Raw genomic sequence first — 15,548 nt, forward strand, 5'->3', positions numbered from 1 at the left:
AAATTGATTGTTAATCTGCATTCCCCAATTGCTATGGATGAGGGATTACGTTTTGCAATCCGCGAAGGTGGCCGCACCGTTGGTGCTGGTGTTGTGGCTAAGATCATTGAATAATGGATCAGTTGGTGTGAGGTTTTTTTAAACTTCACACCGAACTATATGTTTAGGCCAGTAGCTCAATTGGCAGAGCGGCGGTCTCCAAAACCGCAGGTTGGGGGTTCGATTCCCTCCTGGCCTGCCAACTACTAGATAATTATGAAGAATTCGAATAATTCCAAAATGAACTTTAAAGATTTTTCTTTGTGGATTGGCATTCTGCTAATCACAATTTTAGCCTTTTTAGGAACTTACTATTATAATTTTTCAGGGCCCATAAAAGCCCTTATCTGGATAGGTTGGTTTGTTGTAGCTGCATTACAAGGGTTTTTTACTACTCAAGGAAAACAAGTTTTTGAGTTTGCAAAAGAAGCAAAAATTGAATTGCAAAAGGTAGTTTGGCCCACGCGTCAGGAAACCATTCAAACCACATCAATCGTTATGGCTATGGTTACAATTACCGGATTTGTTCTTTGGGGAATTGATTCTGGGATGATGTGGATAATCGCTAAATTAACACGTTTAGGTTGATATTACGGTGGAAGAACAGAAAACTAAACAATGGTACGTCGTTCATGCCTATTCAGGTTATGAAAATTTCGTTATGCGTGAAATCAAATCGCGTGCGGAACACCACCACTTAGAGCAAAAAATTGGTGAAGTAGTCGTTCCATCTGAGGAAGTTGTCGAAATGCGCGCCGGACAGAAGAGGAAAAGTACAAGAAAATTTTTCCCAGGTTATGTGCTTGTAAATATGATCATGGATGATGAAACATGGCATATGATTCGTGCAATACCTCGGGTGTTAGGATTCATTGGCGGGACCAGCCAAACGCCTACGCCTATTTCGGACAAAGAAGCGCGGGCTATTTTGCAGCGCGTCGAAGATGGTGTTACTAAGCCAAAACCAAAAATCCTGTTTGAGCCAGGCGAAGTGGTTCGTGTCAAGGATGGTCCATTTGTCGATTTCAACGGCGTTGTAGAAGAGGTCAATTATGAAAAGAACAGGCTTAGAGTGGCAGTTCTTATATTTGGCCGCTCAACACCTGTTGAACTCGAATTTAGTCAAGTAGAAAAGACTTAATGATTTTGTTTGTGTGTAACCCAGGGGAGCTTAAGTAATTCTCTTGATTGTTTCTTCATCAAGTAATGAAAGGGCGATATAACCCGTAAGGAGTAATTATGGCTAAAAAAGTAGAAGCATATATAAAGCTACAAATTCCAGCTGGAAAAGCCAATCCAAGTCCACCTGTTGGACCTGCTTTGGGTCAGCGTGGTGTAAATATTATGGAATTTTGTAAAGCTTTTAACGCTGCAACACAAGGTTTGGAAGCAGGATTAGCTACACCGGTTGTAATAACCGTGTACTCTGATCGCAGCTTTACGTTCATTACCAAAACACCTCCTGCCTCTGTTTTACTTAAAAAAGCTGCAGGTATTCAAAGTGGCAGCGGTAATCCTAACACTAAGAAAGTGGCGAAACTGAACCGTGCTCAGCTTGAAGAAATTGCCAAAATTAAAGAACCCGATCTCACCGCCGCCGACTTGGCAGCAGCAGTTCGTACTATCGCTGGAACTGCACGGAGTATGGGTATCGAAGTTGAAGGTTTGGAGTAAGGGGTTACTATGGCTAAGTTAAGTAAAAAACAACAGAAAATTCGTGAAAGAATTAAGCCCAATCACTTATATAGCGCTACAGAAGCTATTGCTATCTTAAAAGAATTTGCTAGTCCCAAGTTCAAAGAAAGCATTGATATAAGTGTTAATTTAGGCGTAGATCCACGTAAATCTGATCAGGTAGTGCGAACTTCCACTAACCTTCCTAAAGGTACGGGAAAAACGGTTCGGGTTGCTGTTTTTGCTCAAGGCGAAAATGCAACAAAGGCAAAAAATGCTGGTGCAGATCTTGTCGGATTTGAAGATCTTGCAGAGCAAATTAAGGCCGGTGAGATGAACTTTGATGTTGTCATTGCCACTCCTGATGCAATGCGTATTGTGGGTCAATTAGGCCAGATCTTAGGACCACGCGGGTTAATGCCTAATCCTAAAGTTGGTACTGTAACGACGAATGTTGAAGCAGCGATATCCGATGCTAAGTCAGGACAAGTCCGATATAGAACCGACAAAAACGGTATTATTCATTGTTCCGTGGGCAAAATAGATTTTTCTGCAGAAGATCTCGTTGAAAATATAACTGCTCTAATGCTTGATCTGAAAAAAGCAAAACCTGCTTCTGCGAAGGGTGTCTATTTCAAGAAAATTTCACTTTCATCGACAATGGGACCTGGATTGCCTATTGATATTGCTACAATACCCGTGTAATATATATCGCCCTTTAAATCGCTTTCACGGCATAGACTTGGTTCGATGCCGTCGAAGACCGCAGGTGCTCAATGCTTAATATCCTGCGCAGACGGTGAACCGGCTCCGGGATCTCTCAGAGACGGCACCATAACTGTCAAATCCCTAGGATTTGCACAACTAAGGAGGTCAGTAACGTGACGTTAACTTTAGCTGCAAAAAAAGCCGTTGTTGAAGAGGTAACTGCGGTTGCTTCTAAGGCTATTTCGGCAGTCGTTGCTGATTATCGTGGCTTAACTGTGAATCAAATGACTCAGCTGCGCAATGCTGCACGCAAATCAGGTGTTTATTTACGAGTAGTACCTAATACGCTTACTCGTAGAGCATTCGAAGACACTGAATTTTCCTGCTTGAGCGATAAGCTAGTCGGTCCTTTATTTATTGCTCTGTCGATGGAAGCTCCCAGCGATGCAGCAAGAATGTTAAAGGAATTCGTAAAAACATTTGATAAGCTTGAAATCAAAGCATTAGCCGTTGGCGGAAAGACTTATGAAGCCAATCAGCTTGAAGCCATCGCCAGCTTGCCAACCCGCGACGAAGCATTGGCTAAATTAATGTTTGTGATGAGAGCGCCAATTGAGAAATTTGTTCGTACACTTGCAGAACCGCATGCCAAACTGGTTAGAACGGTCGCTGCGATTAAGGACAAAAAATAACATAAGCCACATAATCTTAATTTTAATTTTTAATCTAGGAGCTAGAAATGGCTGTATCTAAAAATGAGATCCTCGAGACGATTGCTAACATGACCGTGATGGAAGTGGTAGAGCTTATCGAAGCGATGGAAGAAAAATTCAATGTATCAGCTGCTGCTGCCGCAGTGGCTGTTGCTGCGCCTGCTGCTGGTGGTGCTGCTGCCGCTGCAGAAGAAAAAACTGAATTCGACGTTGTAATGACAAGCTTTGGCTCTAACAAAGTTGGCGTTATTAAAGCAATTCGCGAGATTACTGGTTTAGGCTTAAAAGAAGCTAAAGATCTAGTAGAAGGTGCTCCTGCAAGTGTTAAAGAAGGTGTATCTAAAGACGAAGCTGCTGAAATGAAGAAGAAACTTGAAGAAGCCGGCGCTACTGTCGAAGTTAAGTAATACTGTTGTTGTTTGTATAAAGACCCAGCCCATGGTTACATGGCTGGGTTTGTGTGTTTGATGTCATCAATAATTTACAGAGGAATCACCATGGCAATTGCAGAAGCTAAACCTCATCAATACTCGCATGCTGAGAAAAAACGATTTCGCAAAAGCTTTGGTAAACAAGCTGATATAATGGATATTCCAAATCTGCTTGAAATCCAGCTAAAATCATATAGAGATTTTTTACAAACTGATTCAAAAGAGAGTGAGCAGCAAAAGACAGGCTTGCATGCTGCTTTTTCATCTGTTTTCCCAATAGAAAGCTTCTCTGGTAATGCCAGACTTGAATACGTTAGTTATAAATTAGGTGAGCCTGCTTTTGATGTGCGGGAATGTAAACTCCGTGGTTTAACCTATTCTGCGCCTTTGCGCGTCAAAATTAGATTAGTTGTATTTGATAAAGACGCTGCTGGTGAACCGAAACCCATTAAAGATATTCGTGAACAGGACGTGTTCATGGGTGAGATTCCATTGATGACTGATGTCGGTACTTTCGTGATTAATGGTACGGAGCGAGTTGTTGTATCCCAATTACACCGCTCTCCTGGGGTTATATTTGAACATGATCGTGGCAAGACCCACTCATCAGGTAAGTTGCTCTATTCCGCACGCATAATCCCTTACCGTGGTTCATGGCTTGATTTTGAATTTGATCCGAAAGATTGCGTGTTTGTGCGCATCGATCGAAGACGTAAGCTCCCTGTCAGTATTCTATTACGCGCGCTCGGCTATGAGACAGAGAACATTCTTGCAGAATTTTTTGAAACAACGACTTGTCAATTACGCAATGGTGAATTCCATATTAATCTTATCCCATCCCGGTTACGCGGTGAAATTGCCTCTTTTGATATTGTTGCTCCGGAAACCGGAGAGCTGATTGTCGAGCAAGGTCGACGAATCACCGCTCGCCATATTAAATTAATGGAAAAGAGCAACATGCAAGATCTTGTTGTTCCTCACGATTATCTCGTTGGCAAAATATTGGCAAAGCATATCGTTAATACCGAAACGGGTGAAGTGCTTGCACAAGCAAACGACGAAGTAACTGCTGAATTACTCAACCAATTGGCTGAGCATGGTATTCTTAGTTTTGAAATGATTTATACCAATGATTTAGATCATGGCTCATATATCTCCGATACGTTGAAGATCGATCCGACCACAAGCCAGCTTGAAGCCTTGGTGGAAATTTATCGCATGATGCGCCCTGGTGAGCCGCCAACTAAAGAAGCGGCGGAAGGGCTATTTAAAAATCTGTTTTTTGCAGAAGATCGTTATGATTTATCTGCCGTAGGGCGAATGAAATTCAATCGTCGGGTGGGTCGTAAAGAAGATACCGGCCCAGGAACGCTGACTAAAGAAGATATTCTTTCGGTTATTAAAACGCTCATTGATATTCGAAACGGTATCGGAATGGTTGATGATATTGACCATTTAGGTAATCGCCGTGTACGCTCTGTAGGTGAGATGGCTGAAAATCAATTTCGGGTTGGATTGGTGAGAGTTGAGCGCGCCGTTAAAGAGCGGTTAAGTCTTGTAGAGTCTGAAAATTTAATGCCTCAGGATTTAATTAATGCCAAACCAGTCTCTGCCGCAGTGAAAGAGTTCTTTGGATCTAGCCAGTTATCGCAGTTTATGGATCAAGTTAACCCACTTTCTGGAGTCACTCATAAACGACGTGTTTCTGCACTTGGCCCAGGTGGCTTAACCCGAGAACGTGCTGGCTTTGAAGTGCGTGACGTGCATACGACACACTATGGCCGTGTCTGTCCTATTGAAACTCCGGAAGGTCCGAACATCGGATTAATCAACTCCCTATCCGTTTACGCAAGAACTAATGAATATGGGTTTATTGAGACACCGTGTAGAAAAGTAGTTGATGGGCGAGTCACAGATGAAATCGAATATCTATCAGCCATTGAGGAAGTTGATCAATATATTGCTCAATCTAATGTGGCCGTTGACGAAAATGGAAAAATCCTAGCTGACTTGGTACCGTGCCGGCATCAGAATGAGTTTTCACTAACTACCCCCGACAACATTAACTATATGGATGTCTCACCAAAACAGATCGTATCTGTTGCGGCGTCACTTATTCCTTTCCTGGAGCATGACGACGCCAACCGTGCATTGATGGGTTCAAACATGCAACGCCAAGCAGTTCCAACATTGCGATCTGAAAAGCCATTGGTTGGAACCGGTATGGAGCGCACGGTAGCATCAGACTCTGGTGTTTCGGTGGTGGCAAAGCGAGGCGGAGTAATCGATCTAGTTGATGCTTCTCGCATCGTTGTCCGTGTGAATGATGACGAAACCACGGCTGGAGAAACCGGAGTTGATATTTATAATCTAACAAAATATTTCCGCTCCAACCAAGATACTTGTATTAATCAAAGGCCAATTGTTTCTAAAGGTGATCGTATCCAACGTGGTGATATCCTTGCCGACGGTCCGTGTACGGACATGGGTGAATTAGCTTTAGGTCAAAACCTGCTTGTCGCTTTCATGCCCTGGAATGGTTATAACTTCGAGGACTCTATACTTATTTCTGAGCGCATTGTCCAAGAAGATCGATTTACTACTATTCATATCGAAGAGCTGACTTGCATCGCTAGAGACACAAAATTAGGTACAGAGGAAATCACTTCAGATATTCCCAATGTCGGTGAGGCTGCTCTGGCAAATTTGGATGAGTCAGGTGTCGTTTATATCGGTGCCGAAGTTGGCGCTGGCGATATTTTAGTTGGAAAAGTCACGCCCAAGGGAGAAACTCAGCTCACCCCAGAAGAAAAATTGCTGAGAGCGATTTTTGGTGAGAAAGCATCCGATGTTAAAGATTCATCTTTACGTGTTCCATCCGGAATGAACGGTACGGTAATCGACGTGCAAGTCTTTACTCGTGATGGTTTAGAGAAAGACGAGCGAGCTAAGAGTATTGAGGAAGAACATCTTGCACGTGTACGAAAAGATTTAATCGATGAGCGACGTATCCGTGAAGAAGATATTTACCACCGTTTGCATAATCTCCTGTTGAACAAAATTGCTACTGGTGGTCCCAACAGCATTAAACCAGGATCTAAAATCACTGCTGAATACCTAGAAAAGGTAGGCAGAGAAAAATGGTTTGATATTCGTGTGGATGATGAGCAAGTAAGTCAGCAGACAGAGCAATTGTCCAAGCAGTTAGAGCTCTTGGGTAAAGAAATGGAAAAGCGTTTTAACGATAGCCGCAAGAAAATAATTCAAGGTGATGATCTGGCGCCCGGTGTGTTGAAAATAGTGAAGGTCTACCTTGCGGTTAAACGTAGAATCCAGCCTGGTGATAAGATGGCTGGCCGACACGGTAACAAAGGGGTAATTTCAATCGTTGTTCCGGTTGAAGATATGCCTCATATGGAAGATGGTACTGCAGTGGATATTGTCCTTAACCCCTTAGGCGTGCCTTCACGGATGAATATTGGACAAGTGCTAGAAACACATCTTGGCTTAGCAGCAAAAGGATTAGGCCAAAGAATAACAGAGCTTCTAGATAGCCAACGTGCAGTGTCAGAGACAAGGGAATTTCTGAAGAAAATCTACAACCATGATGGGCAAGAACGGGTAAATCTAGATAGCCTTAATGACGATGAGCTTTTAGTTCTAGCGAATAATCTGCGAAATGGTGTTCCCATGGCAACTCCTGTTTTTGATGGAGCTAGTGAAGCAGAGATTAAATCCATGCTGGAGTTAGCGGGTATGAGACCCGATGGTAAGACCATTTTGTATGACGGTCGAACTGGAAAGCCATTCGATAATCCGGTAACCGTAGGATATATGTACATGCTCAAACTTAACCATTTGGTTGATGATAAAATGCATGCTCGGTCTACCGGGTCCTATAGCTTGGTTACTCAACAACCACTTGGCGGTAAAGCGCAATTTGGGGGCCAACGTTTCGGAGAGATGGAGGTGTGGGCACTGGAAGCTTATGGTGCTGCCTATACGTTGCAAGAAATGTTAACAGTTAAATCAGATGATGTCGGAGGACGAACAAAGATATATAAAAATATCGTTGATGGAGATCATCGTATGGATCCGGGTATGCCAGAATCTTTCAATGTATTGCTGAAGGAGATAAGGGCATTAGGTATTGATATCGAACTGGAACACGATTAAACGTTCAGCGATTAATTTTCTGACAATTTTTTTGGAGGCATAGACTTGGCTAATCTAAGCAACGACCCAATGAGAAAAGCGCCTATAATGAGTGATTTGCTAGGTATTCTCAAGCAACAAGGCCAGAGTGAAGAGTTTGATGCAATTAAAATCGCACTTGCTTCACCTGATTTAATTCGTTCATGGTCTTATGGTGAAGTTAAAAAACCTGAAACGATTAACTATCGTACATTTAAGCCCGAGCGAGACGGTTTATTTTGTGCTAAAACATTCGGACCTATTAAGGATTATGAGTGTTTATGCGGTAAATATAAACGGCTTAAACATCGAGGCGTTATTTGTGAGAAATGTGGTGTAGAACTGGCATTAGCGAAAGTGCGTCGTGAACGTATGGGACACATTGAGCTTGCTAGTCCTGTAGCGCACATATGGTTCTTAAAATCACTTCCTTCCCGTATAGGACTACTGCTTGATATGACTTTGCGCGATATCGAGAGAGTTCTCTATTTTGAAGCTTTCGTGGTGGTTGATCCGGGCATGACTGAACTTGAGCGTGGTCAACTGCTCAATGATGAAGCTTACCTTGATGCTATGGAACAATACGGTGATGAATTTGATGCTCGCATGGGCGCAGAAGCAATCCGAGATTTATTGCGTCAAATAGAACTTGAAGAAGAGATTAAATCATTACGTGAAGAGTTACCAACAACTAATTCTGAAACGAAAATTAAAAAAATCACGAAGCGATTAAAACTACTCGAGGCCTTTTACGAATCCGGAAATAAGCCTGAATGGATGATTATGGATGTCTTACCGGTTCTTCCTCCCGATTTGCGCCCATTAGTTCCACTTGATGGTGGACGTTTTGCTACTTCAGACTTAAATGATTTATATCGCCGGGTAATTAATCGTAACAATCGTCTAAAGAGGCTGCTGGATCTAAACGCGCCTGATATTATTGTGCGTAACGAAAAGCGTATGTTGCAAGAATCCGTTGACGCACTGCTTGATAACGGCCGTCGAGGTCGCGCTATAACGGGTACAAATAAACGTCCTCTTAAGTCATTGGCCGACATGATTAAGGGTAAGCAAGGTCGATTCAGGCAAAATCTTTTAGGTAAGCGTGTAGACTACTCAGGGCGTTCGGTTATTGTGGTAGGCCCCACTCTGCGCTTGCATCAATGTGGATTGCCTAAAAAAATGGCACTTGAACTGTTTAAACCCTTTATATTCAGCAAATTAGAGTTCAGGGGTCTTGCTACAACAATTAAAGCAGCGAAGAAGATGGTAGAAAGGGAAGATCCAGTTGTTTGGGATATTCTTGATGATGTCATTCGCGAACATCCAATCCTTCTGAACCGTGCACCAACGCTTCATAGACTTGGTATTCAGGCTTTCGAACCTGTGCTCATCGAAGGAAAAGCAATTCAACTGCATCCTTTAGTTTGTACTGCTTACAATGCGGACTTTGACGGAGACCAAATGGCTGTGCATGTGCCATTAACTCTGGAAGCCCAGCTAGAAGCGCGTTCACTGATGATGTCGACCAATAACATACTGTCTCCAGCAAGTGGCGAACCTATTATTGTGCCCAGCCAGGACGTGGTATTAGGTCTTTATTACCTTACCCGTGAGCGCATTAATGCACCGGGCGAAGGTAAAATATTTGCAAGTGCACAGGAAGCCCAGAATTTTTATGAGGCAGGTTACGTTGATATTCATGCGAAAGTAAAAATTCGCATGCCCAAGGAAAATGGTGAAGACAGCCAAGGATACGAATTGGTTGAAACAACCATTGGACGTGCAATACTTTCGGATATTCTGCCAAAAGGAATGCCATTTGCGTCAATTAATAGAGCAATGACTAAAAAAGCCATTTCGAAAGTTCTTGATACGTGTTATCGAAAATTTGGTTTAAAAGAAACTGTTATTTTTGCTGACCAACTCATGTATACAGGCTTTAAATACGCAACTCGCGCTGGCGCTTCAATTGGTATTGAAGATATGGAAATACCGGATGATAAGGCAACTATTATTGAGCAAGCTGATAACGAAGTGCGTGAAATTGAAGCTCAGTACCGTTCAGGTCTGGTAACGAATGGTGAGCGCTACAATAAAGTTATCGATATCTGGTCACGCACCAATGAGATGGTCGCTAAATCGATGATGAGCAAGATAGCGACAGAAGAAGTTATCGATCGCAATGGTAATGTATCTCGCCAAGAATCATTTAACCCGATCTTTATGATGGCCGATTCTGGCGCACGGGGTTCTGCAGCTCAGATTAGACAGCTAGCAGGAATGCGAGGTTTGATGGCTGCTCCTGATGGTTCTATTATTGAAACGCCAATTACGGCAAACTTCCGTGAAGGGCTTAACGTATTCCAGTATTTTATTTCAACTCACGGTGCGCGGAAGGGTCTTGCCGATACAGCACTAAAAACAGCAAACTCCGGATACTTAACTCGCCGCTTGGTCGATGTGGCTCAGGATGTTGTTATAACTGAAGATGATTGTGGTACGGAATATGGCATACTGATGCAACCTTTAATCGAGGGTGGAGATATTGTCGAACCTTTGCATGAGCGTGTTCTTGGCCGTGTGGTTGCAAAAGACGTTTACATTCCTAACCAAGATGATCCTATTGTAGTAGCAGGGACATTACTGGATGAGGATTGGGTAGAAAAATTAGAGAAATTTGGTGTTGACCAAGTGCTTGTCCGCTCTCCAATTACCTGTGAAACACGTTTCGGTCTTTGTGCAAAGTGTTATGGTCGAGATCTAGCTCGAGGACATATCGCCAATACTGGAGAAGCTGTTGGCATCATTGCAGCTCAGTCAATCGGGGAACCCGGTACTCAGCTAACAATGCGTACTTTCCATATTGGTGGAGCCGCATCGAGAGCCACTGCAGCGAATAATATCCAAATTAAAAATAAGGGTGTCATTCGTCTGCATAATATCAAGACTGTGACACATGAGAATAACAATCTCGTTGCTGTATCGCGTTCAGGTGAAGTATCGATTGTTGATGATTTTGGGCGCGAGCGCGAGCGTTATAAATTACCCTATGGTGCTGTACTGACTGTGCATGATAATCAATCAGTAGAAGCCGGACAGATTATTGCTACCTGGGATCCTCATACTCACCCAGTGATTTCAGAAGTAAGCGGTAAATTGAAATTTGTTGATCTCATTGAAGGTTTAACAATGAATCGGCAAACGGATGAGCTCACAGGGCTTAGCAACATTGTTGTCATTGATGCTAAACAACGCAGCTCTGCAGGCAGAGATATGCGCCCAATGGTAAAACTGGTCTCTGATGATGGGGAGGACATTTTCCTAGCGGGCACGAATGTTCCAGCTCAATACTACTTGCCAGTGGACGCAATCATTAATTTTGAAGACGGAAGCGCTGTAGGGGTAGGGGATGTTATTGCACGTATTCCGCAAGAGCGCTCTAAAACTCGCGATATTACAGGGGGTCTACCTCGTGTAGCTGACTTATTCGAAGCAAGAAAGCCAAAAGATGCAGCGGTGATGGCAGAAATTTCAGGGCTAGTGAACTTCGGTAAGGAAACAAAGGGTAAGAGACGCCTCATTATTACCGCTTCAGAGAATCAAGCTCATGAGGAATTAATTCCAAAATGGCGCCATATTTCGGTCTTCGAGGGAGAGCACGTAGAACGCGGAGAGGTAATTGCAGATGGTCCATTGAATCCGCATGATATCTTGCGATTGCTCGGTGTAGGAGCATTAGCAAATTACATTGTTAACGAAGTACAAGATGTATATCGCTTACAAGGTGTGAAAATCAATGATAAGCACATCGAAGTTATTGTGCGCCAAATGCTACGCAAGCGTGTGATTACCTTTGCTGGTGATTCGAAATTCCTGGTTGGGGAACAAATCGAAGAAAGTATGATGTTGCAAGAAAATGATAAATTGATTGCAGAAGGTAAGCAGCCTGCACAAGGCACGCCAATTCTTCTGGGAATCACTAAAGCCTCTCTGGCAACGGAGTCATTCATTTCTGCTGCATCATTCCAGGAAACAACTCGTGTTCTCACTGAAGCAGCAGTAAGTGGCAAAGTGGATGAATTGCGAGGTCTAAAGGAAAATGTGATGGTTGGCCGCCTAATTCCTGCGGGAACAGGGTACGCCTATCATCAAGGCAGAAAGGCAAAACGTGCTAAAGCCACAGGGACGGAGCCAAGTGCGCATACGGTTACAGCCAGTGATGTGGAGCATGCATTAAGTGAAGCGCTTAATGCTGAAGATAACCATGATCATTGATACGATTCTGAATACCAACAGGTTTAAACTTGACAAACCTGTTGGACCTATATAGAATCCGGCCTCCTTATGCATTCGAAAATAAATACTAGTGAAAGTTCGGAGTTAAGAATAAATGGCTACTATTAATCAGTTAGTAAGAAAGCCTCGTGTGGACGCAAAGAAAAAATCTAACGTCCCAGCATTAGAATCATGCCCACAAAGACGAGGTGTTTGTACACGCGTGTACACTACAACACCTAAAAAGCCTAACTCAGCAATGCGTAAGGTCGCTCGTGTGCGTCTAACAAATGGCTTCGAGGTAACATCTTATATAGGCGGCGAAGGCCATAATCTACAGGAGCACTCTGTAGTGTTGATTCGTGGCGGTCGTGTTAAAGATTTACCGGGTGTTCGTTACCATACCGTACGCGGAAGCCTAGATACTTCTGGAGTGAACGATCGTAAACAAGGCCGTTCAAAATATGGTACTAAGAAACCTAAAGACAAGAAATAATTGATTGTAGGAAATAGAAATGCCAAGAAGAAGAGAAGTCCCCAAACGTGAAATTCTGCCTGATCCAAAGCATCATAGCGAATTACTTGCAAAGTTCATTAATGTGCTGATGGTAAGCGGAAAAAAATCAACCGCTGAAAAGATTGTTTATGGTGCGTTAGATCTCCTCAACGAGCGCATCAAAAAAACTAAAAAAGGCGATGAAGACTCAGGTGAGCATGGAGGAACCGGTGGTGCTGGTTCAGCTTTGCGCTATTTTGAGGAAGCACTCGACAACGTACGTCCAAGTGTTGAAGTACGCTCAAGAAGAGTGGGCGGTGCAACGTACCAAGTCCCCGTTGAGGTTAGAACTGATCGCAGTATTGCATTAGGTATGCGTTGGATAGTTCAGGCGGCTCGATCCCGTGGCGAAAAAGGCATGATGTTGCGTCTGGCGGGTGAGTTAACTGATGCGTTTGAAAGCAAAGGTTCTGCCGTTAAAAAGCGTGAAGATACACACAAAATGGCTAAAGCTAACCAAGCGTTTGCACATTTTAGATGGAATTAGTGGAGAGAGGTTAGTCGTGTCTACTGCATTAGAACTATATAGAAATATCGGCATTGCCGCACACGTCGACGCAGGGAAAACTACTACTACCGAACGTGTTCTATTCTATACAGGTGTATCGCACAAAATTGGTGAAGTACATGACGGTGCTGCTACGATGGACTGGATGGTCCAGGAGCAGGAACGCGGTATCACCATTACTTCTGCAGCAACGACATGCTTCTGGTCAGGAATGGATAAGAATTTTCCATTGCATCGCATTAATATTATCGATACACCTGGCCACGTCGACTTCATGATTGAAGTAGAACGTTCATTGCGTGTATTAGACGGTGCAATAGTAGTATTCGATTCGGTGTCTGGTGTCGAACCACAATCAGAAACTGTATGGCGTCAAGCAGATAAATACGGCGTTCCGCGTATCGTGTTTGTTAATAAGATGGATAGAATGGGCGCAAATTTTTTGCGCGTTGTTAGCCAAATTAAACAACGGCTTGGGTCAAATCCTGTTGTTCTCCAATTACCTATTGGTGCCGAAGAGACTTTTAATGGGGTAGTTGACCTTATCAAAATGAAAGCTATTCATTGGGATGAGGATTCAAAAGGCATGACTTTCAGCTATGGCGAAATTCCTGCCGACATGAAAGCGCATTGCGAAGAGCTTCGTGCAAAAATTATCGAAGCTGCAGCAGAAGTCTCTGAAGAGCTAATGGAAAAATATCTGGAAGGCGGAGAATTTACCGAAGCAGAAATTAAGAAAGCCCTACGCCAACGCACAATCAATAATGAGATTGTTCCAGTTTTTTGTGGGTCTGCTTTCAAAAACAAGGGAGTACAGGCAGTATTGGATGGAGTCATTGAATATTTGCCTTCTCCTCTAGATATTCCTGCCATTCGTGGTGTTGATGAAGATGGAAACGAAATCCATCGTAAGACCTCTTATGAGGAACCCTTCTCTGCATTGGCTTTTAAAATTGCTACAGACCCATTCGTTGGGACATTGACGTACTTCCGCGCATATTCTGGGATTTTAAAAAGCGGTGATACGGTGTACAACCCAGTCAAAGGAAAGAAGGAGAGAATTGGTCGTTTGCTACAAATGCATGCTAATTCCCGAGAAGAAATTAAAGAAGTCAAAGCGGGGGATATTGCTGCCGCTGTGGGTTTAAAAACAGTAACTACAGGTGACACGCTTTGTGACACGAACCATGTTGTTACGCTTGAGCGTATGGATTTTCCTGATCCTGTTATTGCAGTTGCAGTAGAACCTAAAACAAAAGCTGACCAGGAAAAAATGTCTATTGCACTTGGTAAGTTGGCGCAAGAGGATCCTTCTTTTCGCGTTCATACTGATGAGGAGTCCGGTCAAACCATTATCCAAGGCATGGGTGAGTTACACCTAGAAATTATTGTTGACCGTATGAAGCGTGAGTTTAACGTTGAAGCGAATGTTGGTAAACCACAAGTAGCTTATCGCGAAACATTAAAACAAGTTGTAGAACAAGAAGGTAAATTTGTTCGTCAATCTGGCGGACGTGGCCAATATGGTCATGTTTGGCTAAAAATTGAACCTCAGGAACCAGGTGCTGGTTATGAGTTCATTAATGCAATCGTTGGCGGTGTAATCCCCAAAGAATACATTCCTGCGGTTGATAAAGGTGTACAAGAGCAGATGCAAAATGGTGTTATCGCTGGTTATCCAGTTGTTGATGTCAAGGTAACGTTGTTTGATGGATCCTTCCATGAAGTCGATTCTAGCGAAATGGCATTCAAGATTGCTGGTTCAATGGGCTTCAAGCAAGGTGCTCTCAAAGCAAAACCGGTGCTGCTTGAACCTATTATGAGCGTTGAGGTTGTTACTCCCGAAGATTATATGGGTGACGTAATGGGCGATCTCAATCGTAGAAGAGGTTTAGTTCAAGGCATGGAAGATTCTCCTGCTGGTAAAATTGTTCGCGCAGAAGTTCCTCTCGCGGAAATGTTTGGCTATGCAACCGATTTACGTTCGGCGACGCAGGGCCGAGCTACTTACTCAATGGAGTTTGCTAAATATGCAGAAGCACCAACAAACATTGCTGAAGCAATTATTAAGAAACAATAAAAGTTGATGAGGTTATAGAAATGGCGAAGGAAAAGTTTGAGCGAAAGAAGCCGCACGTTAATGTGGGTACGATTGGTCACGTGGATCATGGGAAGACGACGTTAACGGCAGCGATTACGACGATAATGGCGAAGAAGTACGGTGGGATAGCGAAAGCATACGATCAGATTGATGCGGCCCCGGAAGAAAGAGAGCGAGGGATAACGATATCGACGGCCCACGTAGAGTACGAATCAGCGAATCGTCACTATGCACACGTTGATTGTCCAGGCCACGCGGATTATGTGAAGAACATGATCACAGGAGCGGCGCAAATGGACGGTGCGATTTTAGTTGTATCAGCTGCGGATGGCCCGATGCCACAAAC

General features: G+C 43.4%; 13 protein-coding genes and 1 tRNA gene. All 14 read left to right on the forward strand.

The window, feature by feature from the left end; all coding sequences use genetic code 11:
* On the forward strand, nucleotides 1-114 hold a 114-nt coding region (locus B5D33_RS15990; protein ID WP_459166964.1), incomplete at its 5' end, for an EF-Tu C-terminal domain-related protein.
* A gap of 51 nt (nucleotides 115-165) precedes the next feature.
* A tRNA-Trp gene (locus B5D33_RS15995) sits at nucleotides 166-241 on the forward strand.
* 14 nt (nucleotides 242-255) lie between these two features.
* The gene (gene secE / locus B5D33_RS16000; protein ID WP_058451966.1) at nucleotides 256-627 is read left to right on the forward strand and encodes a preprotein translocase subunit SecE; all 372 of its coding nucleotides are present in this window, start codon (nucleotides 256-258) and stop codon (nucleotides 625-627) included.
* Between the two features lie 7 nt (nucleotides 628-634).
* Entirely contained in the window at nucleotides 635-1,180 is a 546-nt protein-coding gene (gene nusG, locus B5D33_RS16005; RefSeq protein WP_058451967.1) for a transcription termination/antitermination protein NusG, read from the forward strand.
* Nucleotides 1,181-1,278: 98 nt separating this feature from the next.
* Nucleotides 1,279-1,713 carry a 50S ribosomal protein L11 gene (gene rplK / locus B5D33_RS16010; protein WP_058451968.1) on the forward strand — a complete coding sequence of 145 codons (435 nt, stop codon included), beginning with the start codon at nucleotides 1,279-1,281 and terminating at the stop codon, nucleotides 1,711-1,713.
* A 9-nt stretch (nucleotides 1,714-1,722) separates the two neighbouring features.
* Nucleotides 1,723-2,418 carry a 50S ribosomal protein L1 gene (gene rplA / locus B5D33_RS16015; RefSeq protein ID WP_058451969.1) on the forward strand — a complete coding sequence of 232 codons (696 nt, stop codon included), beginning with the start codon at nucleotides 1,723-1,725 and terminating at the stop codon, nucleotides 2,416-2,418.
* Between the two features lie 176 nt (nucleotides 2,419-2,594).
* Nucleotides 2,595-3,113 (forward strand): 50S ribosomal protein L10, encoded by a 519-nt coding sequence (rplJ, locus tag B5D33_RS16020; RefSeq protein ID WP_058451970.1) that lies wholly within the window; start codon nucleotides 2,595-2,597, stop codon nucleotides 3,111-3,113.
* A 47-nt stretch (nucleotides 3,114-3,160) separates the two neighbouring features.
* Nucleotides 3,161-3,541: a 50S ribosomal protein L7/L12 gene (gene rplL / locus B5D33_RS16025; protein WP_058451971.1), complete on the forward strand. Its 381-nt coding sequence runs from the start codon at nucleotides 3,161-3,163 to the stop codon at nucleotides 3,539-3,541.
* A gap of 90 nt (nucleotides 3,542-3,631) precedes the next feature.
* Nucleotides 3,632-7,741 (forward strand): DNA-directed RNA polymerase subunit beta, encoded by a 4,110-nt coding sequence (gene rpoB / locus B5D33_RS16030; protein ID WP_058451972.1) that lies wholly within the window; start codon nucleotides 3,632-3,634, stop codon nucleotides 7,739-7,741.
* An 87-nt stretch (nucleotides 7,742-7,828) separates the two neighbouring features.
* Complete coding sequence (gene rpoC / locus B5D33_RS16035; RefSeq protein WP_058451973.1) at nucleotides 7,829-12,037, forward strand: DNA-directed RNA polymerase subunit beta'; 4,209 nt, start codon at nucleotides 7,829-7,831, stop codon at nucleotides 12,035-12,037.
* Nucleotides 12,038-12,152: 115 nt separating this feature from the next.
* Entirely contained in the window at nucleotides 12,153-12,533 is a 381-nt protein-coding gene (gene rpsL, locus B5D33_RS16040; RefSeq protein WP_045098305.1) for a 30S ribosomal protein S12, read from the forward strand.
* Between the two features lie 19 nt (nucleotides 12,534-12,552).
* Nucleotides 12,553-13,080, forward strand: a complete 528-nt coding sequence (rpsG, locus tag B5D33_RS16045; protein ID WP_058451974.1) for a 30S ribosomal protein S7 — start codon at nucleotides 12,553-12,555, stop codon at nucleotides 13,078-13,080.
* Between the two features lie 16 nt (nucleotides 13,081-13,096).
* On the forward strand, nucleotides 13,097-15,181 hold the full coding sequence (gene fusA / locus B5D33_RS16050) for an elongation factor G (protein ID WP_058451975.1): 2,085 nt from the start codon (nucleotides 13,097-13,099) through the stop codon (nucleotides 15,179-15,181).
* A gap of 20 nt (nucleotides 15,182-15,201) precedes the next feature.
* The coding region (locus B5D33_RS16055; protein ID WP_176119749.1) for a GTP-binding protein at nucleotides 15,202-15,548 on the forward strand (347 nt) is incomplete at its 3' end.

It is taken from the genome of Legionella maceachernii, assembly GCF_900167045.1.
GTDB classification, from domain to species: domain Bacteria; phylum Pseudomonadota; class Gammaproteobacteria; order Legionellales; family Legionellaceae; genus Tatlockia; species Tatlockia maceachernii.